The sequence below is a fragment of the Yersinia sp. Marseille-Q3913 genome (genome assembly GCF_963892745.1).
GTDB classification, from domain to species: domain Bacteria; phylum Pseudomonadota; class Gammaproteobacteria; order Enterobacterales; family Enterobacteriaceae; genus Yersinia; species Yersinia bercovieri.
The window spans coordinates 135,051-159,782 of record NZ_CAWQAF010000002.1 but is presented as its reverse complement, the minus strand read 5'-3'; the positions used below and the strand labels follow the sequence as shown (position 1 = coordinate 159,782).

Here is a 24,732-nt window from a genome sequence, read left to right as displayed (position 1 = left end):
TCATAAAAAACTGCACCTTACTTTGTTGAGTGTCCAACATTTGGGGTGCAGTTCAATCACTGCGGCTTTTTACTGCGCGGATATAGGGGGCAGAGTTGCGCTAAATTACCAATCAATACCTTGCTGAGCTTTAATTCCGGCATCAAAAGCGTGTTTTACCGGGCGTAACTCACTCACGGTATCAGCCATCTCCAGTAAATCACGATGGCAACCACGGCCAGTAATAATCACTGTTTGATGGGCAGGGCGCTGTTGAAGGGCATTAACCACCTCATCCAGTGGCAGATAGTCATAAGCGACCATATAAGTCAGCTCATCCAGCACCACTAAATCTAATGCCGGATCAGCCAACATACGCAAAGCGTGCTGCCAAACGCCCTGACAGGCGGCGGTATCTGTTTCTCTGTTCTGGGTATTCCAGGTAAAGCCAGTCGCCATCACCTGAAACTCAACCCCATGTTGCTGCAACAAATTTTTCTCCCCGTTCGGCCATTCGCCCTTTATGAACTGAATGACGCCCGCGGTTAACCCATGACCGACCGCCCGGGTGACGGTACCAAAAGCGGCGGTAGTTTTGCCTTTGCCGTTACCGGTAAAAACAATCATGATGCCGCGGATCTCCTGTGCGGCGGCAACCCGAGATTCAACCTTTTCTTTTATTTTTTGTTGGCGCTGCTGGTGGCGTTCTTCAGACATTAAAGGTTCCTTTTACTCTGCGGGGCCGGGTTTACGGCCAGGTTGTGCATCAAAGCTGATTCCGGTTTTTCTCCGGCTATCATCGCCCATCAGGTAAAGATACAGCGGCATAATATCAGCCGGTGTTTTTAGTTTGTTCGCATCTTCATCAGGAAAGGCGGTGGCCCGCATTTGAGTTTTGGTGCCCCCTGGATTGATACAATTAACCCGTAGATGACTCTGCTTATACTCTTCTGCCAGCACCTGCATCATGCCTTCAGTGGCAAATTTGGATACGGCATAGGCTCCCCAGCCAGCACGACCCTGACGACCGACGCTTGAACTGGTGAAAACCAGCGAGGCACTGGGAGATTTCAGCAACAAAGGTAGCAGTGCTTGAGTAAGCATAAAAGTCGCATTGACATTCACTTGCATCACATCTTGCCAAACGGCGATGTTCTGCTCAGACATCGGGGCGATATCACCCAACAAGCCCGCATTGTGTAAGACGCCATCCAAATGGGGGATCTGTTGGCTTAAGGTATTGGCTAACTGTTGGCAATCTTGCGCGGTTGTGTGCAGCAGATCCAATGTCATTACCAATGCAGGTAAGCCATTGGCAGCCGCAATCTGTTGTTGTACGGCAATTAATTTGCTTTCGGTGCGGCCAACTAAAATCAAGCGGGCACCAAAACGCGCATAGGTCAACGCGGCTTCACGACCAATGCCATCACCTGCGCCCGTTACTAAAATAGAGTGATTGTCGAGCAGGTTATCTTTAGGCTGATAATGCATAATTATTCCTCTTACTGGCGGCGGGTATTTTACCCAAGCAGGCCGCGATATCTCTTACATTCTTATATTTAAGCGAAACCAATGCAATTTTTCATTTGCGCAAGACGGCGGCGCAGTGGTTCGCTAGAATGCAAGTATCTCTCTAATAGCAGATGAATAAAGGCGGTATTTGTGGAGTTGATTTCTCTGTACGGACTGTTTCTGGCAAAAGTGGTCACCATAGTGGTTGCGATTGGTGCGGTAGTTTTACTGGTTGTCAGCCAGGGAATGAGGAAACAAGGGCAACGGGGAGAGCTGAACCTGGTTGATCTGGGTGAGCAATATAAGGAAATGCAGCGCGAAATGCGACTGGCGCGCATGAGCCATGGGGAGCAAAAAACCTGGATTAAAGAGTTTAAAAAGCAACAAAAAGCAGATCAAAAGCTGAAAAAGCAACGCGCAAAAGCAGGTGCCGTGGCTGCAATAAAACCCTGTTTGTATGTGATTGATTTTAAAGGCAGCATTGATGCACATGAAGTCACTTCTTTACGTGAAGAGATTTCGGCAGTACTGGCGGTGGCTACCGCTCAGGATGAAGTGCTGCTGCGACTGGAAAGCCCTGGTGGTGTGGTACATGGCTATGGTCTGGCGGCGTCACAGCTCGAACGTCTGCGTCACAAAGGTATTCGCCTGACGGTTGCGGTAGATAAAGTGGCGGCCAGTGGTGGTTATATGATGGCCTGTGTGGCTGATCGTATCATCAGTGCACCTTTCGCCATTATCGGCTCGATTGGCGTTGTGGCACAAATTCCGAACTTCCACCGCTTGCTCAAAAAGAATGATATTGATGTCGAGCTGCATACTGCCGGTGAGTTTAAGCGAACCCTAACGCTGTTTGGTGAAAATACTGAGCAAGGGCGTGAGAAATTCCGCGAAGATCTGAATGAAACTCATCTGTTATTCAAGCAGTTCGTCCAGCAGCAACGTCCATCGTTGGATATCGATGCTGTCGCGACCGGTGAACATTGGTTTGGTACCCAAGCTAAAGAGAAAGGGTTGGTTGATGCCATTGGCACCAGCGATGATTTACTGATTGCTGAAATGGATAACCATGAGGTTATTGGTGTACGTTATGCTCGTCGTAAACGTCTGATGGATCGTTTTACCGGCAGTGCAGCAGAAAGTGCTGATCGTCTGCTACTACGTTGGTGGCAACGTGGTGAGAAACCCCTGCTATAAACCGACGTAACGTCTTGATAGCCAATAAAACAGGGGGCTTAGCCCCCTCAGGCTGCGAACAAACCGGGTGGCAGGATCTGTTCTCTCCCCAACCAGCACTTTGTCAATAACCTATCAATCAACCAAATGATATTTGGCTGACAAGACGTGAGCCAAGTGTTTGAACATATTAAATACCGCCGTTGTTTTCGCCGTTGGCAGGCCATCTGCATCAAGGAAGAACTCTCCGCGAAAGACCAATACCGGGCCTTTTTGCTCAACCTCAGTTGCCTGCATACCCTGCATATAATCTTCATGCTGACGAATAATCTCATTGGCTTCTGCCAATAATTTATTACGCTCAATCGGTACTGTGTTTCCGAGCATCATATCTCCTCACGACTATTATATTTCCTCATTACAAGGCAATTTCTCTCACTATTGTACTGCGGGTTAGCATTTGTTCGCAAACAGGCTAAGGTTTATTCGAGCCTTTCGCCGTTTTACCCTCTCTATTGGATAAATAGAGATTACTGGCTAATTAGGTTGCGTAGCGCTTTTTATCAGGTACAGTGTGGGATTTTATACTATTAGGTGGAAGGTTTTGTTGACGCCATAAGACAGAATTCACTGCGGTAGCACTGGGCGCCGGCAAAAAATTTAAGAGCTCACCCGCTAAGATTCGGAACGCTATTTTGTTGCCCGATCAAAAAAACAGGTTGATCTCCTGAAAAAGTACCGCAATATAAAAAAGAGATACAGAATGCCGCGGTACGGCAAGATAAAAACCTTCTTTTAGAAGAAATAATTTAGGTAAAGGTAATTATGGGTAAAGCTCTAGTAATAGTTGAGTCCCCGGCAAAAGCCAAAACTATTAATAAATATTTAGGGAATAACTACGTGGTTAAGTCCAGTGTCGGTCACATTCGTGATTTGCCGACCAGTGGCTCAGCCAGTAAGAAGAGCGCGAACTCAACCGAAGATAAAGCCAAGAAAGCCGCTGACAAACCCAAAACCAAAGTAAAGAAAGATGAAAAGGTTGCCTTGGTCAATCGCATGGGTGTCGACCCTTACCATGGCTGGAAAGCGCAGTATGAAATTTTGCCCGGCAAAGAGAAAGTGGTTGCCGAGCTGAAAGCATTAGCTGAAAACGCTGACCACATCTATCTCGCAACCGACCTTGACCGCGAAGGAGAGGCTATTGCCTGGCATTTGCGGGAGGTGATTGGTGGTGACGATAAGCGTTTTAGCCGTGTGGTATTTAACGAAATCACTAAAAACGCGATCCAGCAGGCGTTTAATCAACCCGGTGAATTGAATATCGACCGAGTTAATGCCCAACAAGCCCGCCGTTTTATGGACCGGGTTGTGGGGTATATGGTTTCACCACTGTTGTGGAAAAAGATTGCCCGTGGCTTGTCCGCAGGGCGCGTACAGTCTGTTGCCGTGCGTTTGGTGGTGGAGCGCGAGCGTGATATCAAAGCATTCGTTCCTGAAGAGTACTGGGAACTGCATGCTGACTTGCTGGCAAAAGGTGAAGTTCCGATCCAAATGGAAGTCACCCATGCTCACAATAAGCCGTTTAAGCCGGTCAATCGTGAGCAGACTCATGCTGCACTGAATTTGCTGGAAAACGCCCGTTATAAGGTGCTGGATCGTGAAGATAAACCGACCAGCAGCAAGCCAGGCGCACCCTTTATCACCTCCACCTTGCAACAGGCTGCCAGTACCCGCCTGAGCTTTGGGGTGAAGAAAACCATGATGATGGCGCAACGTTTGTATGAAGCGGGGCATATCACCTATATGCGTACTGACTCCACCAATTTGAGTCAGGATGCATTGACCATGGTGCGCGACTATATCGGCGATAATTTCGGCGATAAATATTTGCCACCTGCACCAAATCAATACAGCAGCAAAGAGAATTCGCAAGAAGCGCATGAAGCCATTCGTCCATCGGATGTGAATGTGCTGGCTGAGCAGCTAAAAGATATGGAAACCGACGCCCAGAAGCTGTATCAGCTGATTTGGCGTCAGTTTGTGGCTTGCCAGATGACACCGGCCAAGTATGACTCCACCACGTTAACCGTGCAGGCGGGTGATTTCCAACTGCGCGCCAAAGGCCGTACTTTGCGCTTTGATGGTTGGACCAAGGTGATGCCAGCACTGCGTAAAGGCGATGAAGACAGAACCTTGCCAGTGATTGAAGTCGGCAGTGAGCTGGATTTACAGAAACTGATCCCAAGCCAGCACTTCACCAAGCCACCGGCGCGTTACAGTGAAGCCTCTCTGGTGAAAGAGCTGGAAAAACGCGGGATTGGCCGTCCATCCACCTATGCGTCGATTATTTCGACCATTCAGGATCGTGGTTATGTGCGGGTAGAAAACCGCCGCTTCTATGCTGAGAAAATGGGCGAAATCGTCACTGATCGGCTGGAAGAGAATTTCCGTGAGTTGATGAATTACGATTTCACCGCGCGCATGGAAAGTGGTCTCGATCAGGTAGCCAACAATCAGGCTGAGTGGAAAGCGGTGCTGGATGGCTTCTTCGCAGAATTTAGCGAACAGCTTGAAAAAGCCGAGAAAGATCCTGAAGAGGGCGGTATGCGCCCGAACCAGATGGTCATGACCAGTATCGACTGCCCAACTTGTGGTCGCCAGATGGGGATCCGTACTGCCAGCACCGGGGTGTTCCTGGGCTGCTCTGGCTACGCATTGCCGCCGAAAGAGCGCTGCAAAACCACCATTAATCTGGTGCCGGAAGCGGAGATTCTGAACATTCTGGAGGGTGATGATGCGGAGACTAACGCATTGCGCGCCCGTCGTCGCTGCCAGAAATGCGGCACGGCAATGGACAGCTATCTTATCGATAACCAGCGTAAATTACACGTCTGTGGTAATAACCCCGCGTGTGATGGTTATGAGATAGAGCAGGGCGAATTCCGCATTAAAGGGTATGAAGGCCCGATTGTTGAGTGCGAGAAGTGTGGTTCTGAAATGCACCTGAAAATGGGGCGTTTTGGTAAGTACATGGGTTGTACCAATGACGAGTGTAAAAATACCCGTAAAATCTTGCGCAGTGGTGAGGTTGCACCACCGAAGGAAGATCCGGTTCCGCTGCCAGAGCTGCCTTGTGAGAAGTCAGATGCCTATTTCGTGTTGCGAGATGGCGCGGCTGGCGTGTTCCTGGCGGCCAATACGTTCCCTAAATCGCGCGAAACCCGTGCGCCATTGGTAGAAGAGCTGGTGCGCTTCAAAGATCGTTTACCTGAAAAATTACGTTATTTGGCTGATGCGCCAGTCACGGATAAAGAGGGTAACAAAACCATGGTGCGCTTTAGTCGTAAGACCAAGCAGCAGTATGTTTCATCCGAAAAAGAGGGCAAAGCCACTGGTTGGTCTGCTTTCTATATTGATGGCAAATGGGTGGAAGCAAAAAAATAAATGCCTGAGTCTCTCGAAGGCTTTTATGCAGAAAAATGCTTCCATATGAAATACTCTCTGCCACAACTGAAAACCAGCCTTTATGGCTGGTTTTTTATTGGGCTAATCTACCCAAGTACTTTATAGTCTTAGTTAATCCGTCGGCGTTGTCCATCTTTGGCTGCCATCTGCATGATCCAAAAAAACTATTTTTATGCTGATGTCGTCCCTTGATAACTCAGGGTATATACAAGCATGGATGAAATGATATAGTAATTTGGTTATATAAAACATTTTCTTATCACCTATAGTTATTATAAGGTCAATACTGACCAGCTTGGCATTAGGCAGTTATGGGTTTCAGTTAATAACTTCGCGGCATACCGGGTGATTCCGATATACCAAACTGTGGGCTTCTCACAGTGTTTAACCTAGGATGGTATAGCTATGAAATTGCAGCAGCTCCGTTATATTGTTGAGGTGGTTAATCATAACCTTAACGTATCGTCCACCGCCGAAGGTCTGTACACCTCGCAACCGGGGATCAGTAAACAGGTTAGAATGCTGGAGGATGAGCTGGGTATCCAGATTTTTGCCCGTAGTGGTAAACATCTGACGCAGGTGACCCCCGCAGGGCTGGAAATTATTCGCATCGCCCGCGAAGTATTGTCAAAAGTGGATGCTATTAAAGCGGTTGCCGGTGAACACACCTATCCAGATAAAGGCTCTTTGTATGTCGCGACCACCCATACTCAGGCGCGCTATGCATTGCCAAATGTGATTAAAGGCTTTATCGAGCGCTATCCGCGTGTGTCGCTACATATGCATCAGGGGTCGCCGACCCAAATCGCCGAGGCCGTCTCCAAGGGCAGTGCAGATTTCGCCATTGCCACCGAAGCGCTACATTTATATGACGATCTGATTATGTTGCCGTGCTATCACTGGAATCGCGCGGTAGTGGTGAAGCCTGATCATCCACTGGCAGGCAAAACCCACGTCAGTATTGAAGAGCTGGCCGCCTATCCCATCGTGACTTACACCTTTGGTTTTACGGGTCGTTCAGAGCTGGACACCGCGTTCAACCGCGCCGGCTTGACACCGCGCATCGTCTTTACCGCGACCGATGCTGATGTGATTAAAACTTACGTGCGTTTAGGGCTGGGAGTGGGGGTGATTGCCAGTATGGCGGTTGATCCGATTCAAGACCCTGATCTGGTCACGGTCGATGCCCGTGATATCTTTACCTACAGCACCACCAAGATTGGTTTTCGTCGCAGTACTTTCTTGCGCAGTTATATGTACGATTTTATTCTGCGCTTTGCACCGCACCTCACCCGTGATGTGGTGGATAAAGCCGTTGCTCTGCGCTCCAATGAAGATATCGAGGCAATGTTCAAGGACATTAAGTTGCCGACCAAGTGATATCTATCTAGCTAAATAAAGCCCCGATACAGGGGCTTTGAGGTTGATGACAAACCTATTTTGTCACTCCGAAACTGGCGGGGCGACTGCACCGATGGGCGCTCCGACGGCTCACTCCGTTACGACCCATTCGGCACATTTCCCCGCTTATCAACTTTGTCAGCAGTCTGAAAGCCCCAATACAGGGTTTTTATCCTTTTCTAGCGTTTCTTATTTGCTTGAGCGAGTACCGAGCCTGCCAGAGTTTTAGTCTGTTCGTTATATTCAGGACTTGCCAGAACTTGTGATGCAATATCTTCCATATGCGCACCTGTCTGGTTACTGGTGCTAGTTTGCGAGAGTGCTGATCCCGCCAGGCTCTTTTCAATAGCGGAAGCATTAGGATCTTTTAGGGTTTTTGCCGCTTGTGACGCTACTGCGGCCGAAGTTTTTTTTGTATTAGTCATATCATTATCTCGTATTATATATAGGGTGTATTCCATATAGCATTTTAATAACTTAAGAGAGACTATATGTTGACTTAACTCTATTTAAAAACCAGTAACAGGGTCAAGTTAAATACCTCTCAAAACCTTTTAATATCTTAGTTTAAAGTGCATTTTTCTCTGCATTTAGTCTTTATATATAAATGGGGTTTCTGTTGCTCTATTTATAATTTCACAATGTTATTTTCAATAACAGAAGTAATAAGGATGAATTTAAAAGTAAAGAAAGTTGCTGAGTGACATATTTATATAGGAACAGCAGTCTCTTTATGTTAAGCAATCAAGGAGAGGGTATGAGTCCTATTGATAATTACAGTGTAACATCTTACTCAGCATCATATTCAAATATAGATTTTCATAAAGATATTAAGGCGTCGGAAAAAAATGATCTCATGGCTAATAAAACCAAGATCTATATTGATGGTGTTATTTTATCAGACCATGATAATAGCAGTGAAGTATTAAATCAGTTGGTTAATAAAGGCTGGCTAAATTCGGCAAATTCTTGTGGTGAAAGTGAAGAAAGAGTCAATTTATTGAATTTAATCAGTAAATTCTCAATGACGAGATTCATGCTTAAACATCACGATAACGATAATAAGTATCCTTTCTTAGAGCATGATAGCCAGATCTCAATGGAGTTCAAATACTCCAGTGACTCAGAGCTTGAAATGCGTTATTCGGTTAATTGTGGCGATGGGGAAAGTGATCTCTTTACATTGAATTGTCAGATTATTTTAGGAGAAAATTTCGATTTAAGTGGAAAGGGAATATGTGTTGATTTTGTGTTTGAAAAGGATTGTCCTGATGATTTAAAGAAAGACCTGGACTGTAAAGCTCTATGGCAAAGGATTATTGATTGGCTTGTAAATCTATTCCCTCAGCGTTCACACACTACCAATAATACTTACAAAATAAATAATAACATCATGATAAATACCCATAGTTGTCTTTCTAGGACAGAAAACGTTTCGCCAGATTATTTTGACGAGTCTGCTGATGACAATCATAGCTTAGCGAAAAATTTCGAAAGGAAAAAGACAGAACAAAAGCGTGATAGTTTGATTCCTAACATGTCACTATTGGTTAGTGAGTCAGTTAAACTTAATAATTCAGATCTTAAAGTTGAGTGCGAAAGGAAAAATGAAAACCTTGGTCATGACATTAGTTCAGTAATTAAAGGTATTACTGTTGATCTTAATGGGCTAATCGAAGATATTGATGGGGAACTAGAATGGATTGAAATTAACAAAATATTAAAAGAAACAGATGAAATGTTTGAGAAAGATGACGAGAGAGATAAAAAGAGTATTGAAAATATAAATGAAACCCATTTTGCATATCTAATTAAAAATTTCATGGAAGAAGAAAAAATAGAGTTTCTTGTAAACGCAGATGCAGATGAAGTGTGTTTTGCAAAATTTGATGAATATATTAAGAGGCATAGTAATATGATAACTAACACAAATCACGAATCTTCAACTGTTCATGAATCTTCAACTGTTCATGAATCTTCAACTGATCAGGAGCCTGAATGGGACGATTTTGATTTGTCTCCGCTTTCTCAACAATAGTGTAAATTTAAAAAAGCCATACAAATTGGCCCGACCATCGTTTCCACCTATCGCTACAAACGAGCGCCATTGTTGCCAAAATGTTAATGTTTCTTTGTGTTATATTTAATCTAGACCACATAATTTTAAGGGAATATACCCCCTGAGATGAATGCGGAGTCAGAACACTTATAAGAAACAATGGAGGCACTATGTCGTTGGATCTGCGAAAAACGAGTATGGCCAGGTTGGTTGCCCTGAAGAATGAATATCACTACTACAGCCTGCCGCAACTGGCGGCAGTGCTGGGGGATATCGACCGCTTACCTAAGTCACTGAAAGTGCTGTTGGAAAATCTGCTGCGCCATCTGGATGGTGAGCAGGTTAAGGAGGAGGATCTTAAAGCCATAGTCGCCTGGCAACAGAGCGGCCATGCTGATCGAGAGATTGCTTACCGGCCCGCCCGCGTATTGATGCAGGACTTTACCGGCGTGCCGGCGGTAGTGGATCTGGCGGCGATGCGTGAAGCGGTCGCGCGGTTGGGGGGCGATGTGGCGCAGGTTAACCCCTTGTCACCGGTGGATTTAGTCATTGACCACTCAGTGACTGTCGATGAATTTGGTGATAAAGCGGCGTTTGGCGAAAACGTCCGCTTAGAGATGGAACGTAACCATGAGCGCTATATCTTCCTGCGCTGGGGGCAGAAAGCCTTTAGCCGCTTTAGGGTTGTGCCGCCGGGCACCGGTATTTGCCATCAGGTTAACCTGGAGTATCTGGGGCAAACGGTTTGGCACGAACAGCAGGGCGATAAGCGGGTCGCCTATCCCGATACGCTGGTGGGGACTGACTCCCACACCACCATGATCAATGGTTTAGGGATCCTCGGCTGGGGTGTCGGCGGGATTGAGGCGGAGGCGGCGATGTTGGGCCAACCGGTCTCGATGCTGATCCCCGATGTTGTCGGCTTCAAAATGACCGGCAAAATGCGTGAAGGGATCACCGCCACGGATCTGGTGCTGACGGTCACACAAATGTTGAGAAAACATGGCGTGGTGGGTAAGTTTGTCGAGTTTTACGGCGATGGTCTGGCGGATTTACCCCTCGCCGATCGCGCCACTATTGCCAATATGTCGCCGGAGTTTGGTGCCACCTGCGGTTTCTTCCCGGTTGATGATGTGACGCTGGGCTATATGCGCCTAAGTGGGCGCAGTGATGAACAAATTGCCTTGGTAGAAGCCTACAGTAAAGCGCAAGGCTTATGGCGCAATCCCGGTGATGAACCCATGTTTACCAGCCAGTTATCTCTGGAGTTAAGCACGGTAGAAGCCAGTCTGGCTGGGCCGAAGCGCCCTCAGGATCGTGTGGCGCTGCCAAAAGTCCCCCTGGCATTTAAGGCTTTTGAAGAGCTGGAGTTCAATAGCAAAAAAGATAAAGTTAACCAGGTCTCCTTCACCCTTGCGGGCAAAACCCACAACCTGGAGCAGGGGGCGGTGGTGATTGCGGCCATTACCTCATGCACCAACACCTCCAATCCTAGTGTATTGATGGCGGCGGGATTATTAGCCAGGAAAGCGGCAGAGAGGGGGCTGAAAACCAAACCTTGGGTGAAAACCTCGCTGGCCCCCGGTTCTAAAGTGGTGACGGAGTATCTTAATTCTGCGGGGCTAACCCCTTATCTGGATAATTTGGGTTTCAATCTGGTGGGTTATGGCTGCACCACCTGCATAGGTAACTCTGGCCCATTGCCGGAACCAATAGAAAAAGCCATCAAAGTAGGGGATTTAACCGTCGGTGCGGTGCTCTCGGGTAACCGTAACTTCGAAGGGCGCATCCACCCCTTGGTGAAGACTAACTGGCTCGCCTCGCCACCGCTGGTCGTCGCCTATGCGCTGGCGGGAAATATGAATGTTAATCTGACTCAGGACCCGCTGGGTAACGATCCCGAAGGTAATCCGGTCTATCTGAAGGATATCTGGCCGAGCGGGCTTGAGATAGCCAAAGCCGTTGAAGAGGTCAAAACCGAGATGTTCCGCAAGGAGTATGCCGCTGTATTTGATGGCGACCAGGATTGGCAGGCGATTCAAGTCGATAGCACGCCAACTTACCACTGGCAAAATGACTCCACTTATATCCGCTTACCCCCTTTCTTTACTGATATGAAAGCCTTGCCGGAGCCGGTTCAGGATATCCATCATGCCCGCATTTTAGCGATTTTGGCCGATTCAGTGACCACCGACCACATTTCACCTGCCGGTAATATCAAGCTGGACAGCCCTGCGGGTCGCTATTTGCGCGATCGCGGAGTTGAAATCAATGAATTCAACTCCTACGGTTCGCGCCGGGGTAACCATGAGGTGATGATGCGCGGCACATTCGCCAATATCCGTATTCGCAATGAGATGGTGCCGGGGATTGAAGGGGGGGTGACCCGACATATTCCGTCGCAAAATGAGATGGCTATCTATGATGCTGCTATGCGCTACCAGCAGGAGAGTGTCCCACTGGCGGTGATTGCGGGCAAGGAGTATGGCTCCGGTTCCAGTCGCGACTGGGCAGCCAAAGGGCCGCGATTATTGGGGGTGAGGGTGGTGATTGCCGAATCATTTGAACGTATTCACCGCTCTAATTTAATCGGGATGGGTATTTTGCCGCTTGAGTTCCCAGCGGGGGTAAACCGTAAAACTCTGGGGTTGACGGGGGACGAATCCATTAGTGTCAGTGGTTTACAGAGTCTCTCCCCTGGGCAAATCGTGCCGGTGGCGATAAGCTATGGCGATGGACGACAGCAAATCGTCAATACCCACTGCCGTATCGATACAGGTAATGAATTGGTTTACTTCGAGAATGGCGGCATTTTGCATTACGTGATCCGCAAAATGCTGTAGTTTTAGTGACACTGTCACTATCCAGTTAACACAGTAAAAAGGGTGATTGAGAAATCACCTTCAGACTGCTGACAAACCCCGATGACGCGATCTGAAACGGAGAGGACGGGTAGAAGAGTAAAGCGTCCGCGCCAGGGATGGCGCGGTTCGAGCCTCCAGGGACGGATTTACGGCGTCTTTACGATCTAGCTGTTCTCTCCGCAACTGGCACTTTGTCAATAACCTCAGGGTGATTGAGAAATCACCCTTACTCTTCCAAATTGCGCCCGGTTATTTGGTCAATAAATGACCCATTTTGGCGGCTTTGGTGGCCATATACTGCTCATTTTTCGGATTGCGACCCACAATCAACGGCACGCGTTCGACGATATTTATCCCCGCCTCAGAAAGAATTTCAACTTTCTGCGGATTGTTCGTCAGTAAGCGCACAGCCTTGACGCCCAATAATTTATACATATCTGAACACAGGGTGAAATCACGTTCATCAGTGGCAAAACCGAGTTGGTGGTTGGCTTCAACGGTATCAGCCCCCAAATCCTGCAAGGCATAAGCGCGGATTTTATTTAGCAAACCAATATTGCGCCCCTCCTGACGGTGATAGATCAGTACGCCACGGCCCTCTTCGGCAATATGTGCCAGTGCCGCTTCTAGCTGAAAACCACAATCACAACGCAGGCTAAACAGTGCATCACCGGTCAGGCACTCAGAGTGAACACGGGAGAGCACCGGCTTATCGCCGCTGATATCACCAAATATTAAGGCCAGATGGTCATGGCCCGTGGCCAACTCTTCAAAACCAACCATTAAAAAGTCACCCCATGGGGTGGGTAATTTGGCTTCTGCTACACGTTTTAGCTGCATCTTACTGTTCATATTATTGACTTCAGACCCTTAGGGAAGTTGTTGCTATCCTACTGTGGATACCCGCTCTAATCAGCGATCTACCTTATACCTGTTCGTATTAGGGATAGGATTAAATAAAAAGTTTCGCTGCGAATAATATTAGCTATATTGCCATAACTTCCGACGGACTGCTGTTCAAGAAAACAGCAATAAGCCAAGAGGAGACGTCAGGTGGGAGCTTATTTCGATAATCAGAAAAATTTGTTTATATTATCAACGGTTAGCGGGGCTTATACTCTATCGCTATAGCATCGTTGCAAATTGTGCTATCACCATGAGTGATAGGATGTGGACAGGCCAGAAAGGATCTCAGATGTGGAATATAGCAAAACGCATTACTATCGGAACAGTTATCTTGCTGCTGCCAACTTTGATTATCTGGTTTTCCGGTTGGCAGTGGCAGCCCGGCGGTAATGAAAGCGGGCTGAAGGGGCTGTTCTGGGTCACTGAAACCGTGACTGCGCCATGGGGGATCCTGACCAGCGCATTGCTCTGTGGCTGGTTTTTGTGGTGCTTGCGCTTTCGGATTAAGCCCGCCATCGGCTTGTTGGTGATACTGGCCGGCGTCATTATTGTCGGTCAGGGGGTGAAATCATTGATTAAAGAGCAGGTGCAAGCGCCTCGACCATTTGTGGTATGGCTGGAAGCTGAGCATCATATTGAAGACCGCTATTTCTATTCGTTACCCCGCGCTGAGCGCAGTGCGCTGGTCAAACAACAACTGGAGAATCAATCCGTTATTCCGTCATGGTTAAGCCGTCACTGGCAGTTTGAAACCGGTTTTGCTTTCCCGTCTGGTCATACGGTTTTTGCTGCCAGTTGGGCACTGTTAGCCGTTGGCTTGCTATGGTCACGGCGACATTATAAAACAGTCGTCATACTGATGCTATGGGCGCAAGCGGTCATGATGAGTCGTTTGGCGTTAGGGATGCACTGGCCACGTGATTTGGTGGCAGCGACGTTGATCAGTGGACTATTGGTCGCCATTGTCTGTGGTTTGGTGCAACGCTGGTTCGGTTCGCTCACCATTGCACCACCAGAACAGCATGAAATCGAACAACGAGAACATAAGGAAGAGTAAGCCGCTAGCGGCCATTCGCCATCTGGCTGCTTAAAATAGTATCGATTGGCCGCTTAATCGGCGCTTTATCTTGGGGCAGGGTTCTTTGCTGAGTAAGGAAGTGCTAATTTATCAAGTAACGACGCCACATTTTTGGCATAATTCATCAGGTTGATTCGGCCTTTAGGAAAAAACGTGAAATATTTGCTGATTTTTTTGTTAGTGCTGGTGATTTTCGTGATTTCAGTCACGTTAGGGGCGAATAACGATCAGGTTGTGACCTTTAACTATTTATTGGCTCAGGGCGAATACCGGGTATCTACGTTATTGGCAACGCTTTTTGCGGCGGGTTTAGTGCTGGGATGGGTTATTTGTGGGCTTTTTTATCTGCGAGTCCGCATATTACTGGGTCGTGCAGAGCGGAAAATTAAGCGCCTTGAATCACAGCAAGAGCCGCCGATGGCATCCAGTGCGACTATGCCCACCGCTGCTGTCAGCAAGGAATAATTTTCTATGTTAGAAATGCTGTTTCTGCTGTTGCCCGTCGCGGCCGCTTATGGCTGGTATATGGGGCGCAGAAGCGCTCAGCAGGATAAGCAGCAGGATGCAAACCGCTTGTCACGTGAATATGTGGCAGGGGTTAACTTCCTTCTCTCCAATCAGCAGGACAAAGCGGTTGACCTGTTTCTTGAGATGTTGAAAGAGGACAGTTCAACGGTTGAAGCACATCTGACGCTCGGCAATCTATTTCGTTCACGTGGCGAGGTTGACCGTGCTATCCGCATCCATCAGGCATTGATGGAGAGCGCCTCCCTGACATTTGAACAACGGCTGCTGGCTATTCAGCAACTCGGTCGCGATTATATGGCGGCGGGTTTTTATGATCGTGCCGAAGATATGTTCAACCAATTGGTTGAGGAGCAAGATTTTCGGCTTGGGGCATTGCAGCAGTTATTAGTTATCCATCAGGCCACCAGTGATTGGAACAACGCCATTGAAGTGGCGGAAAAACTGGTCAAAATGGGCAAAGATAATCAGCGTTTGGAAATTGCCCATTTTTATTGTGAACTAGCACTGCAAGCGATGGGCATTGATGATTTGGATAAGGCGATGGGGTTGCTGAAAAAAGCCGCCTCCGCTGACAAACAGTGCGCTCGGGTCTCCATCATGCAAGGCCGGGTACATATCGCCAGAGGCGAGTATGCCAAAGGGGTTGAAGCGCTAGAACGGGTGTTGGAACAAGATAAAGAGGTGGTCAGCGAGGCATTGCCGATGCTGAGTGATTGCTACCAACACTTACAGCAACCCCAAGCCTGGGCTAATTTTCTTAAGCGCTGCGTAGAAGATAATACCGGTGCGACGGCTGAATTGATGCTGGCAGAAATTTTGGAGCAGCACGAAGGCCGTGATGTGGCGCAAACTTATATTAACCGTCAATTACAACGCCATCCGACCATGCGTGTTTTCTATCGTTTGATGGATTATCACTTGGCTGATGCAGAGGAGGGGCGAGCAAAAGAGAGTTTGCTGCTGCTACGGGATATGGTCGGCGAACAGATCCGGACCAAACCTCGTTACCGCTGCCATAAGTGTGGTTTTACTGCTCACTCACTTTACTGGCACTGCCCGTCATGCCGTGCCTGGGCTTCGATTAAGCCTATCCGTGGGCTGGATGGCCAATGATACCCGTCATCTTTCAAGTTGCAGGTGTGTTGGCGGCGCTCGCTTACCCGAATCACTGACTGATGTCAGCTCATCGGGATGCACTTGCTTGCCGCCTTCCTGCACCTCGAAATCTATTGGGTATCCCAACGTTGTCGTCATCTTTCAAGTTGCAGGTGTGTTGGCCGCGCTCGCTTACCCGAGTCACTGACTGATGTCAGCTCATCGGGATGCACTTACTTGCCGCCTTCCTGCACCTCGAAATCTATTGGGTATATTGCAATAAAGGAGATGGTAACTTACTTTTTCTTTTGTGGCGCTTTCAGTAATTGGCGTAGTTTCTTCAACTCTTTTTGGCTTAGCGGCTGCTCTGAAATCTCTTCTACACCTTGGTTATCAATCTCGCTGTGATGCAATTTGGCCTCTTTACGGCCGCCTTTGGTGCTTTTAACATCAACCTCAAAACTTTGTTCTAATCTTTCGCAGACTTCGGTACTGAGAGAAAACTGTTTTTCTAAGGCGGCTGCTTTGATTTTCTCTTTTAATTCCAGAGGGATTTTAATGGTTAATGTTGATATTTCACTCATTATATAACCTTCAATTTAGGGGAAAATACCAAGCTAAGCGAGAGACGAAGAGCTGTCTAGGGGATAACACAACTGTCACAAAAAATTCACATTAGAAAACGACAAAAGAGCGCCAAAGCGCTCTCTTAAGGGTATTGACAACGTGCCGGTTGCGTAGAGAACAGCTAGATCGTAAAGACGCCGTAAATCCCCCCCTGGAGGCTCGAATCGCGCCATCCCTGGCGCGGACGCTTTAATCTTCTACCCGTCCTCTCCGTTTCAGATCGGCCATCGGGTTAACGATAAATAACCGCTGTGCCGTGCAATTTGTTATTGCCGGTCGCTGAAGTAATCAGGAAAGAGGTTGCGCCGGCATCTTCCGCTTTTTTCGCCAAAGCATTCTCTAAATCAGTTAATGTACCGGCGCTGCTGGCTGATACTACGCCAATTTCATTCAATCCAGTTGATGGTGTGTGCTGGATTTGCGTTGTGGCAACGCTGGCAAATGATGCGAAAGAGAGGGCCAATGCTGGAACGATGTATTTGATGCTTTTCATGTGAAACTCCATTTATTACATATTGTTTGTATAGTTAAGGTTTGATTTATTTGTTTGCCAGACAATCAATGCCTTGCGATGGAGTGAATGATATAGCATTGCTGTTGAATGAAAATCACAAAGATCTGACTATTTAAATCAAATTATTTGATTGTAAATTTACGCTTCTTGAAACTATTTTACTTAACTCTGAGTATGGTGCTGGTGCTCGCTTGACGTAAATTGACTCAGCCTGTCAAAGGCTGACACATCGGCGGCAAACACCGGGCTGCCCGATCGCTGTAATTTAAGTGACACACCCTGTAGAATGTCGGCGTTATTACTATTTTTTGACTGAAAAAGGCTTAAAAATGACGTCTGCAACTAAAACTAATAACAGTGGCCCGATCTCTTCCCCCATCGTTGTCGCACTGGATTATGCCAATAAAGACGCTGCGTTAGCCTTTGCTGATCGTGTGAACCCACGTGATTGCCGGTTAAAAGTGGGCAAAGAGATGTTTACCCTATTTGGCCCGCAGCTGGTTCGTGATCTTCAACAGCGCGGTTTCGACGTTTTTCTCGATTTGAAATTCCACGATATCCCCAATACCACCGCCCATGCCGTAGCCGCTGCCGCGGAACTTGGTGTCTGGATGGTGAATGTCCATGCCAGTGGTGGCGCGCGCATGATGACGGCGGCGAAAGAAGCCCTGTTACCCTATGGGCCGCAAGCACCCTTACTGATTGCCGTCACCGTGTTAACCAGCATGGATGGTGAGGATTTACGTGATATCGGTATCAATATCAGCCCGGCTGAACAAGCAGAGCGCTTGGCGAAACTGACCTGGGATTGCGGTTTAGACGGCGTGGTCTGTTCTGCTCATGAAGCGGTGCGCTTGAAACAGGTTTGTGGCACTGATTTCAAGCTGGTGACCCCAGGGATCCGCCCACAGGGCAGCGACGCCGGCGACCAGCGTCGCATCATGACACCAGAGCAGGCAGTCGTGGCCGGCGTGGATTATATGGTGATCGGGCGTCCGATTACCCAATCGGCTGACCCAGAGAAGACGCTGAGTGATATTCTGGCATCACTGAATCAGGTGGCATAATGAGTAATGATAATAGCCGTCTGGTTTACTCTACTGACACTGGCCGCATCAGTGAGCCGGAGGTTAAGGTTGAACGGCCTAAAGGTGATGGCACTGTTCGCATTCAGCGCCAAACCAGTGGTCGCAAAGGAAAAGGCGTGAGCCTGATTACGGGTATTGACGTCAGTGATGACGAGCTAGAAAAACTCGCGGCTGAATTGAAGAAAAAATGTGGTTGCGGTGGCTCAGTTAAAGAGGGCGTCATTGAGATCCAGGGCGATAAGCGCGACCTGTTGAAGCAACTGCTGGAAGCCAAAGGAATGAAAGTTAAGCTGGCGGGGGGCTGATATACAATATGAGGTTATTGATAACCCAATTTATTGCCTAGAGCTTGACTGAGTGATTACCCCTAAGGGTGCTGCAATTATCCACTTTCTCATCAGCACAGTTTCAACTAGATAAAATGTTATCCAAAGTAATTGGCGTTGCAGGTAGGCAGCAAGTGAACGAGTCCCAATGAGCTTACATAAGTAAGTGATTCGGGTGAGTAAACGTAGCTAACACCCCTGCAACGTCAAGTACGCAGGATTAAAGTTATTTGCTGACCTGATGGCCAATAACCCCACCAATAGCGGCACCACCTAATGTCCCCAGCGTACTACCGGTCAGTACTGCCCCGCCGACAGCACCGGCACCGGCACCAATGGCGGTATTACGGTCGCGTTTGGACATGTTAGAACAAGCAGACAGTGAAAAGGCTAGCGTTAGCGCTAATGCTGCGGTAGCAAATCGTTTAGTGGTCATCATAGCTATTCTCCTGACGTTAGCTTTGGGTAGGGATAGATCAGGTGCTACACCTGTAATGGTTATTTCCTGATCTATCTGTGCCAAATTGAAGTTGCCTTACTAATTATAGGCATTATATCAATTTTAGCCGTCGTCTCAATTTGTGAGTGTTTAGAATAAAAAATGCCGTTTTGGCTTAAATTCGAGATTAATACTGAAAAAGTCGTTTTGTCATCGATAGAAACCAGTATAAATCTCCGCGAGTCATTTGATAGGTAAATAGTCTTAATTTGGCTGGGAAAACGCGGCAATTAGGCATTATCTGAAGCAAAAGGCACGATTAACTCATTGTCAGTGCTAGATAAAATATTACCTTTTGTCCGCGCAGATCTCAGACGGCGCTTTCCAGCCGATCCTTACGCAGTTTATAGCCATTTATCCCATACCTGTTCTGACCTGTGGCACTGAAAATGAGTGAAATTCAGTTATTCAGGATATGACGATGCTCAACGAACTGAAGCAGCAAGTCCTTGCCGCTAACCTGGCTCTTCCGCGCCATAATCTGGTGACATTCACTTGGGGTAATGTCAGTGCCGTTGACCGGCAAAGTGGTTTGTTGGTCATTAAGCCCTCCGGTGTGGAATACGATGTGATGGCGCTGGATGACATGGTGGTGGTGGAGCTGGAAAGCGGTAAGGTGGTGGAGGGCAGTAAAAAGCCCTCGTCTGACACTGATACTCATCGGGTGCTCTACCTTAATTTTCCGCAAGTGGGCGGCATTGTTCATACCCATTCACGCCATGCCACCATTTGGTCGCAAGCCGGGCTGGATCTCCCGGCGTGGGGCACCACGCACGCGGACTATTTCTATGGCACCATCCCCTGCACCCGCCAGATGACGCCCGAAGAGATTGCTGGTCGTTATGAGTGGGAGACCGGTAGGGTGATTGTCGAGACATTCCATCAGCGGGGCATTAAACCGCAAGATGTACCAGCGGTGTTAGTCAACTCCCATGGTCCCTTTGCGTGGGGAAGCAGTGCCAATAACGCGGTACACAATGCCGTGGTGCTGGAAGAGCTGGCCTATATGGGGATCTTCTCCCGCCAATTGAATCCACAATTAGGTGATATGCAACCGCAGCTATTGGATAAACACTATCTGCGTAAACACGGAGAAAATGCTTATTACGGGCAGTAATGGCTGAGCCATCAAGCAACCCGTGCTCACGCTGGCACGGGTTATTCGCTGAGGATATCGAGGTGAATACCTTCAGCCATTAACGGCTGTTGATAGCTGAAGGGCAGGCGGCTATCAGTGATCACCCGACGGATCGCCGATAGCGGTGCCAGTGAGTTTTGATGTACCAGACCAAATTTTGATGCATCGGCTAAAATAATATTTTCCGCGCCTTTCGCTAACACACTGTTGATGACCTCCGCCCGCAATATGTCACGGCCAGTGAAACCGGTATCCAACTGATAACCATCAATGCCGATAAACGCCTTACTAAAATGCACATGCTGTAGGCAGAGTTGTGTCAATGGGCCAACCATGCTGTCACTTTTTTTCTGATAAATACCGCCGAGCAGGATGACCTCACAGGCAGAGTCTTTCAATTGGCGGGCAATATAGCCGCTCACGGTCACCAGTGTTATCTCTGGTCGTTGAGCCAGATGATGCGCCAGCAGGGCATTGCTACTGCCACTTTCGATAAAGATTGTCTCGCCGTCGTTGACCAGTGAAGCGGCATAATTAGCCAGTTTTTGCTTCATCGCAAAATGGGTCATCATGCGAACATCGACATCGTCACTCTCCAGCGCCGCCGCTGAGCCGTGGACTCGCTTGAGCAAACCCCGTTTTTCCAGCACGTTGAGATCTTGCCGGATGGTCACCTCAGAGACATGGGTGGTTTGCGCCAACTCATTGACGCTGATCCGTTGCCGCTCATTGACCAATTGTAAAATTGTCTGCTGTCTTGGGTTCATGGCACTCTTATTGGCACTCCAGAGAGATAAAGAGAGTAAATAGTGACGTTGTCACTTGTTCGTCAATTCAGTGTCGGCAAATAATACCCTAGATAGCAAGGATAATACGCGCTATTGCTCAGGTAAAAGCGAAACTAACCACAAAGCCGCGAGTAGTTGATATCGGGTTGGCTAAAAGAGTAAATTATTTCGTTCGAAGTCTACATGACTTTCGAATGAAAGTTAATTGATGTGGATCACACTATTAATTGCTGATTGGTCTATGATTGCGGCTAATGATTCATCACTAATCTATTCGCTCAGTTGGGCTATTTTCTTTACCCGTCTGGCCGCTTAACTCATCAAACCGGAGGTTTTTATGGAGCTCTATCTCGACACCGCAGATGTGGCCGCAGTAAAACGGCTGGCACGTATATTGCCATTGCAAGGGGTGACCACCAACCCAACTATTCTGGCGAAAGCAGGCAAACCTATCTGGGAAGTACTACCTGCACTGCGTGAAGCTCTGGGAGGCACTGGCAAACTTTTCGCGCAAGTGCTGGCCAGTGATTGCGAGTTGATGGTCTCTGAAGCGGTACTGTTGTCACAGCGCGTCCCTGGGTTGGTGATCAAAGTTCCGGCCACGGCGGAAGGGCTGGCGGCGATTAAAAAATTGAAAGCTATGTCGATCCCGACACTCGGTACGGCGGTCTATGGGGCGGGGCAAGGCTTGCTGTCAGCTCTGGCTGGGGCAGAGTATGTCGCGCCCTATGTTAATCGGCTGGATGCACAAGGCGGTGATGGCATCGCGATGGTGCGTGAGTTGCAGCAGTTACTGACTTTACATGCGCCGGGGGCAAAAGTGCTGGCGGCCAGTTTCCGCACCCCACGCCAGGTGTTGGACTGTCTGTTAGCGGGCTGCCAGTCGGTCACCATCCCGGTGGATGTGGCTGAGCTGTTTATCAGCACGCCGGCGGTAAAAGCGGCGGTAGAGCAGTTTGAGCATGATTGGCAGGGGGCATTTGGCTCGACAATTCTTAGCTAGCAAAATAGGCGTGTTTTGTTGATGTGGCCGCAGGCGTTATCGCGGTGACAGCGCTACGAGCATAGAAAAACGCCCTGTGAATGGTTAACAGGGCGTTACGGTGTCACTTACTCTTTTTCGCTTAACAAGGGCATTTCCCCAGCTTGCCTGCTTTACTCGGGAAACGAGCATCCAGACAGTAGCGGTGGAACTCCCGTTCACTCATAGGTGTGGTTTCTGGATGATGGCGGCGCATATGATTCACATAATTACCGTAATCCTGCACCCCCACCATCAGGCGAAAACTCTGCGCCACACGTTGTGCAATCAAGCGCAGCCAACCCCGTAGATGGGTGGGATGAGCGACCACCGGCACCAGCGGAATACAGCGCGTAATCTGGGGCTGTGTGATTGTTGAACGTGAGCGAAAAGGGATACCTGCATTAGCCACGGAGAGCCTCCTCACGGAATACAATTTCAGTTTCATGGGTGGTTGGTTTGCTGGATTTCAGCGCACGACGCACCACAAAGACCGATGAGATCAACATCGTTATCGCAACCAGCATAAAGAAGGCACATAAAGCCGCGTTGATCTGATTATTGAACACGATAGTTTCCATATCCTTAATGCTCTTGGCTGGGGCGATCAATACCCCTTGCTCAACCCCGGCAGAGAATTTCCGCGCCTGAGCCAGGAAACCAATACTCGGTTTCTCATGGAAAATCTTCTGGAAGCCGGCGGTCATTGAGGTGATAAACAGCCCAATGGTTGGCACTATCGTTACCCAAGCATAGCGCTGCTTCTTCATTTTAAACAGTACCACCGTCCCTAAAATCAGCGCCATTGATGCCAGCATCTGGTTACCAATGCCGAACAGCGGCCACAAAGTATTGATCCCACCTAATGGGTCGACCACACCCTGGTAAACGAAGAAGCCCCAACAGGCCACGGCGACGGTAGTACCGGATAAGTTACCCAGCCATGAGCGGTTATTGGCGAGGCTGGGTACTACCACCCCCACCAGATCCTGCACCATAAAGCGGCAAGCGCGCGTACCGGCATCGACGGCGGTCAGAATAAACATCGCTTCAAACAGAATGGCGAAGTGATACCAGAAGGCCATCATGTTGCGGCTGTTAAAGACTTCACTGATGATATGGGCCATGCCAACCGCAAAGGTCGGTGCGCCGCCTGCCCGCGATAGAATCGACTTCTCGCCGACATCCTGGGCTATCATCGTCAAAGTTTCCGGGGTCACCACAAATCCCCAGCTATTGATGGCGAGCGCCGCGCTCTCGACGGTGGAACCAATCAGTGCCACTGGCGAGTTCATGGCGAAGTAGACGCCGGGATCAATAACCGAGGCACAGATTAACGCCATAATGGCAACAAAGGACTCCATCAACATCGCACCGTAGCCGATAAAGCGGATATGGCTTTCGCGCTCAATCAGTTTCGGTGTGGTGCCACTGGCCACCAAGGCATGGAAGCCCGAAATTGCGCCACAGGCAATGGTGATAAACAGGAACGGGAACAAGCTGCCGGAGAATACCGGGCCGCTACCATCAATAAAGCGCGACACCGCGGGCATCTTCATTTCAGGCATGGCGAAGACGATACCCACCGCCAAGCCGATAATGACACCAATTTTCAGGAAGGTGGATAAGTAATCCCGTGGTGCCAGCAGCAGCCACACTGGCAGCACTGAGGCAATAAAACCATAGATAATCAGCACCCAGGTCAGGGTGGTGCCGTGCAAGGTGAAGAACGGCCCCCAGTAAGGGTCGGCGGCGATATTGCCACCATAAATGATGGCGGTCATCATCAGTACAAAACCGATTAATGACACCTCAGCAATTTTACCGGGGCGGATAAAGCGCATATAGACGCCCATAAACAGGGCGATCGGGATGGTTGCCGCGATGGTAAACAGGCCCCATGGGCTATCAGCCAGGGCTTTGACCACCACTAATGCCAGCGCAGACAAGATGATAATCATCACGCCCAATGCCCCTAGCATGGTGATAACCCCAGCAAATGCGCCCAGCTCCTGTTTTGCCATCTCCCCCAGAGAGCGGCCGTCGCGGCGGGTGGAGATAAACAGGATCAAGAAATCCTGTACCGCACCGGCCATCATCACTCCCACCAGGATCCAAATAGTACCGGGTAAAAAACCCATCTGCGCGGCCAGAATTGGCCCCACTAATGGCCCAGCCCCGGCGATTGCGGCAAAGTGGTGGCCGAACAACACCCACTTATTGGTCGGGACATAATCCAAACCATCATTGCGGCGCTCCGCTGGTGTTAAGCGCCGATCATCCAGCTCAAAGACATTCTTGGCAATAAAGAGGCTGTAAAAGCGGTAAGCGATGCTGTAGCAGGCCACCGATGCAATCACCAACCAGATGGCATTAACATGCTCACCCCGGCTAAGTGCCAACATGGCAAAGGCAAATGCACCTATTAACGCCACGGTCAGCCAAATGACGACAGTCTTGACGTTCTTCATGGGTAACGACTCCTTCGTTTTGTAGGGGGATATCACGATCATTTAACTTAGGAGGTTTGATGTAAAAAAAAAGTAGCAGAAGTGAAATTTGTGATGTGTAAAATGTTTTTACGTCATAATTGGTAGCACTTTTTTACATATACTGCTATTTGCGTGAATCAATCTGTTAGTGACTATAATGGAAGTTAATTGCATGG

At 48.5% G+C, this 24,732-nt stretch carries 24 protein-coding genes; 12 read left to right on the top strand and 12 right to left on the bottom strand.

The window, feature by feature from the left end:
- Positions 1–105: 105 nt before the first annotated feature.
- Positions 106–696, bottom strand: a complete 591-nt coding sequence (gene cobO / locus AACW11_RS01415) for a cob(I)yrinic acid a,c-diamide adenosyltransferase (protein WP_212585650.1) — start codon at positions 694–696, stop codon at positions 106–108.
- Positions 697–708: 12 nt separating this feature from the next.
- Positions 709–1,470: a YciK family oxidoreductase gene (locus AACW11_RS01410; RefSeq protein WP_212585649.1), complete on the bottom strand. Its 762-nt coding sequence runs from the start codon at positions 1,468–1,470 to the stop codon at positions 709–711.
- A 171-nt stretch (positions 1,471–1,641) separates the two neighbouring features.
- Here AACW11_RS01410 and sohB point away from each other — a divergent pair, with 171 nt between their 5' ends.
- On the top strand, positions 1,642–2,688 hold the full coding sequence (sohB, locus tag AACW11_RS01405; RefSeq protein ID WP_212585648.1) for a protease SohB: 1,047 nt from the start codon (positions 1,642–1,644) through the stop codon (positions 2,686–2,688).
- 114 nt (positions 2,689–2,802) lie between these two features.
- Here the strand turns inward: sohB and AACW11_RS01400 are convergent, their stop codons facing one another.
- Positions 2,803–3,054 (bottom strand): YciN family protein, encoded by a 252-nt coding sequence (locus AACW11_RS01400; RefSeq protein ID WP_212585659.1) that lies wholly within the window; start codon positions 3,052–3,054, stop codon positions 2,803–2,805.
- 438 nt (positions 3,055–3,492) lie between these two features.
- Here AACW11_RS01400 and topA point away from each other — a divergent pair, with 438 nt between their 5' ends.
- Together topA and cysB are read left to right on the top strand one after the other, a co-directional pair.
- Positions 3,493–6,111, top strand: a complete 2,619-nt coding sequence (gene topA / locus AACW11_RS01395) for a type I DNA topoisomerase (RefSeq protein ID WP_212585647.1) — start codon at positions 3,493–3,495, stop codon at positions 6,109–6,111.
- A gap of 426 nt (positions 6,112–6,537) precedes the next feature.
- Positions 6,538–7,512 carry an HTH-type transcriptional regulator CysB gene (cysB, locus tag AACW11_RS01390; RefSeq protein WP_005278296.1) on the top strand — a complete coding sequence of 325 codons (975 nt, stop codon included), beginning with the start codon at positions 6,538–6,540 and terminating at the stop codon, positions 7,510–7,512.
- Between the two features lie 200 nt (positions 7,513–7,712).
- Here cysB and AACW11_RS01385 read toward each other — a convergent pair whose 3' ends face one another.
- A complete protein-coding gene (locus AACW11_RS01385) occupies positions 7,713–7,958 on the bottom strand; it encodes a hypothetical protein (RefSeq protein WP_212585646.1) in 246 nt (81 codons plus the stop codon).
- A 332-nt stretch (positions 7,959–8,290) separates the two neighbouring features.
- Here AACW11_RS01385 and AACW11_RS01380 point away from each other — a divergent pair, with 332 nt between their 5' ends.
- Positions 8,291–9,571 (top strand): hypothetical protein, encoded by a 1,281-nt coding sequence (locus AACW11_RS01380; protein WP_212585645.1) that lies wholly within the window; start codon positions 8,291–8,293, stop codon positions 9,569–9,571.
- A gap of 191 nt (positions 9,572–9,762) precedes the next feature.
- On the top strand, positions 9,763–12,435 hold the full coding sequence (gene acnA / locus AACW11_RS01375) for an aconitate hydratase AcnA (protein WP_212585644.1): 2,673 nt from the start codon (positions 9,763–9,765) through the stop codon (positions 12,433–12,435).
- Positions 12,436–12,705: 270 nt separating this feature from the next.
- Here the strand turns inward: acnA and ribA are convergent, their stop codons facing one another.
- Positions 12,706–13,296 carry a GTP cyclohydrolase II gene (ribA, locus tag AACW11_RS01370; protein WP_212585658.1) on the bottom strand — a complete coding sequence of 197 codons (591 nt, stop codon included), beginning with the start codon at positions 13,294–13,296 and terminating at the stop codon, positions 12,706–12,708.
- A 355-nt stretch (positions 13,297–13,651) separates the two neighbouring features.
- Here ribA and pgpB point away from each other — a divergent pair, with 355 nt between their 5' ends.
- The 3 genes from pgpB (at position 13,652) to lapB (ending at position 16,081) form a co-directional block, all read left to right on the top strand.
- Entirely contained in the window at positions 13,652–14,419 is a 768-nt protein-coding gene (gene pgpB, locus AACW11_RS01365) for a phosphatidylglycerophosphatase B (RefSeq protein WP_212585643.1), read from the top strand.
- A gap of 174 nt (positions 14,420–14,593) precedes the next feature.
- Entirely contained in the window at positions 14,594–14,905 is a 312-nt protein-coding gene (locus AACW11_RS01360) for a LapA family protein (protein WP_212585642.1), read from the top strand.
- Positions 14,906–14,911: 6 nt separating this feature from the next.
- Complete coding sequence (gene lapB, locus AACW11_RS01355; RefSeq protein WP_005279082.1) at positions 14,912–16,081, top strand: lipopolysaccharide assembly protein LapB; 1,170 nt, start codon at positions 14,912–14,914, stop codon at positions 16,079–16,081.
- Between the two features lie 6 nt (positions 16,082–16,087).
- Here lapB and AACW11_RS01350 read toward each other — a convergent pair whose 3' ends face one another.
- From AACW11_RS01350 to bhsA, 3 genes are all read right to left on the bottom strand, one after another.
- The gene (locus AACW11_RS01350; RefSeq protein WP_283049873.1) at positions 16,088–16,222 is read right to left on the bottom strand and encodes a hypothetical protein; all 135 of its coding nucleotides are present in this window, start codon (positions 16,220–16,222) and stop codon (positions 16,088–16,090) included.
- Between the two features lie 137 nt (positions 16,223–16,359).
- Positions 16,360–16,647 (bottom strand): hypothetical protein, encoded by a 288-nt coding sequence (locus tag AACW11_RS01345; RefSeq protein WP_005279081.1) that lies wholly within the window; start codon positions 16,645–16,647, stop codon positions 16,360–16,362.
- A 275-nt stretch (positions 16,648–16,922) separates the two neighbouring features.
- Positions 16,923–17,183 (bottom strand): multiple stress resistance protein BhsA, encoded by a 261-nt coding sequence (gene bhsA / locus AACW11_RS01340; RefSeq protein WP_212585641.1) that lies wholly within the window; start codon positions 17,181–17,183, stop codon positions 16,923–16,925.
- A gap of 350 nt (positions 17,184–17,533) precedes the next feature.
- Between bhsA and pyrF the strand changes: the two genes are divergently transcribed.
- Together pyrF and yciH are read left to right on the top strand one after the other, a co-directional pair.
- Positions 17,534–18,271: an orotidine-5'-phosphate decarboxylase gene (gene pyrF, locus AACW11_RS01335; RefSeq protein WP_212585640.1), complete on the top strand. Its 738-nt coding sequence runs from the start codon at positions 17,534–17,536 to the stop codon at positions 18,269–18,271.
- Positions 18,271–18,597 (top strand): stress response translation initiation inhibitor YciH, encoded by a 327-nt coding sequence (gene yciH / locus AACW11_RS01330; RefSeq protein WP_212585639.1) that lies wholly within the window; start codon positions 18,271–18,273, stop codon positions 18,595–18,597. Before pyrF ends, yciH begins: the two co-directional genes overlap by 1 nt.
- Before the next feature lie 247 nt (positions 18,598–18,844).
- On the opposite strand, the gene osmB is transcribed toward yciH, so the two are convergent.
- The gene (osmB, locus tag AACW11_RS01325; protein ID WP_050125137.1) at positions 18,845–19,057 is read right to left on the bottom strand and encodes an osmotically-inducible lipoprotein OsmB; all 213 of its coding nucleotides are present in this window, start codon (positions 19,055–19,057) and stop codon (positions 18,845–18,847) included.
- A gap of 481 nt (positions 19,058–19,538) precedes the next feature.
- Here osmB and araD point away from each other — a divergent pair, with 481 nt between their 5' ends.
- Positions 19,539–20,234 (top strand): L-ribulose-5-phosphate 4-epimerase, encoded by a 696-nt coding sequence (gene araD, locus AACW11_RS01320; RefSeq protein ID WP_212585638.1) that lies wholly within the window; start codon positions 19,539–19,541, stop codon positions 20,232–20,234.
- A gap of 41 nt (positions 20,235–20,275) precedes the next feature.
- Here the strand turns inward: araD and AACW11_RS01315 are convergent, their stop codons facing one another.
- Positions 20,276–21,022, bottom strand: coding sequence for a DeoR/GlpR family DNA-binding transcription regulator (locus AACW11_RS01315; protein ID WP_212585637.1), 747 nt, complete (start codon positions 21,020–21,022; stop codon positions 20,276–20,278).
- A gap of 358 nt (positions 21,023–21,380) precedes the next feature.
- Here AACW11_RS01315 and fsa point away from each other — a divergent pair, with 358 nt between their 5' ends.
- The gene (gene fsa / locus AACW11_RS01310; protein WP_212585636.1) at positions 21,381–22,046 is read left to right on the top strand and encodes a fructose-6-phosphate aldolase; all 666 of its coding nucleotides are present in this window, start codon (positions 21,381–21,383) and stop codon (positions 22,044–22,046) included.
- 121 nt (positions 22,047–22,167) lie between these two features.
- Here the strand turns inward: fsa and AACW11_RS01305 are convergent, their stop codons facing one another.
- Together AACW11_RS01305 and AACW11_RS01300 are read right to left on the bottom strand one after the other, a co-directional pair.
- Positions 22,168–22,476: a YbdD/YjiX family protein gene (locus tag AACW11_RS01305; RefSeq protein WP_212585635.1), complete on the bottom strand. Its 309-nt coding sequence runs from the start codon at positions 22,474–22,476 to the stop codon at positions 22,168–22,170.
- Positions 22,469–24,535, bottom strand: coding sequence for a carbon starvation CstA family protein (locus AACW11_RS01300; protein ID WP_212585634.1), 2,067 nt, complete (start codon positions 24,533–24,535; stop codon positions 22,469–22,471). The genes AACW11_RS01305 and AACW11_RS01300 overlap by 8 nt, the downstream gene beginning before the upstream one ends.
- Positions 24,536–24,732 lie beyond the last annotated feature (197 nt).

Coding starts and splice junctions, on each gene's coding strand:
- ribA (WP_212585658.1), bottom strand. CDS start 13,296: ATGCAGCTAAAACGTGTAGCAGAAGCCAAATTACCCACCCCATGGGGT.
- araD (WP_212585638.1), top strand. CDS start 19,539: ATGCTCAACGAACTGAAGCAGCAAGTCCTTGCCGCTAACCTGGCTCTT.
- yciH (WP_212585639.1), top strand. CDS start 18,271: ATGAGTAATGATAATAGCCGTCTGGTTTACTCTACTGACACTGGCCGC.
- AACW11_RS01345 (WP_005279081.1), bottom strand. CDS start 16,647: ATGAGTGAAATATCAACATTAACCATTAAAATCCCTCTGGAATTAAAA.
- cysB (WP_005278296.1), top strand. CDS start 6,538: ATGAAATTGCAGCAGCTCCGTTATATTGTTGAGGTGGTTAATCATAAC.
- topA (WP_212585647.1), top strand. CDS start 3,493: ATGGGTAAAGCTCTAGTAATAGTTGAGTCCCCGGCAAAAGCCAAAACT.
- fsa (WP_212585636.1), top strand. CDS start 21,381: ATGGAGCTCTATCTCGACACCGCAGATGTGGCCGCAGTAAAACGGCTG.
- AACW11_RS01410 (WP_212585649.1), bottom strand. CDS start 1,470: ATGCATTATCAGCCTAAAGATAACCTGCTCGACAATCACTCTATTTTA.
- AACW11_RS01385 (WP_212585646.1), bottom strand. CDS start 7,958: ATGACTAATACAAAAAAAACTTCGGCCGCAGTAGCGTCACAAGCGGCA.
- pyrF (WP_212585640.1), top strand. CDS start 17,534: ATGACGTCTGCAACTAAAACTAATAACAGTGGCCCGATCTCTTCCCCC.
- acnA (WP_212585644.1), top strand. CDS start 9,763: ATGTCGTTGGATCTGCGAAAAACGAGTATGGCCAGGTTGGTTGCCCTG.
- osmB (WP_050125137.1), bottom strand. CDS start 19,057: ATGATGACCACTAAACGATTTGCTACCGCAGCATTAGCGCTAACGCTA.
- cobO (WP_212585650.1), bottom strand. CDS start 696: ATGTCTGAAGAACGCCACCAGCAGCGCCAACAAAAAATAAAAGAAAAG.
- AACW11_RS01380 (WP_212585645.1), top strand. CDS start 8,291: ATGAGTCCTATTGATAATTACAGTGTAACATCTTACTCAGCATCATAT.
- AACW11_RS01400 (WP_212585659.1), bottom strand. CDS start 3,054: ATGCTCGGAAACACAGTACCGATTGAGCGTAATAAATTATTGGCAGAA.
- AACW11_RS01300 (WP_212585634.1), bottom strand. CDS start 24,535: ATGAAGAACGTCAAGACTGTCGTCATTTGGCTGACCGTGGCGTTAATA.
- AACW11_RS01315 (WP_212585637.1), bottom strand. CDS start 21,022: ATGAACCCAAGACAGCAGACAATTTTACAATTGGTCAATGAGCGGCAA.
- lapB (WP_005279082.1), top strand. CDS start 14,912: ATGTTAGAAATGCTGTTTCTGCTGTTGCCCGTCGCGGCCGCTTATGGC.
- pgpB (WP_212585643.1), top strand. CDS start 13,652: ATGTGGAATATAGCAAAACGCATTACTATCGGAACAGTTATCTTGCTG.
- AACW11_RS01350 (WP_283049873.1), bottom strand. CDS start 16,222: ATGACGACAACGTTGGGATACCCAATAGATTTCGAGGTGCAGGAAGGC.
- bhsA (WP_212585641.1), bottom strand. CDS start 17,183: ATGAAAAGCATCAAATACATCGTTCCAGCATTGGCCCTCTCTTTCGCA.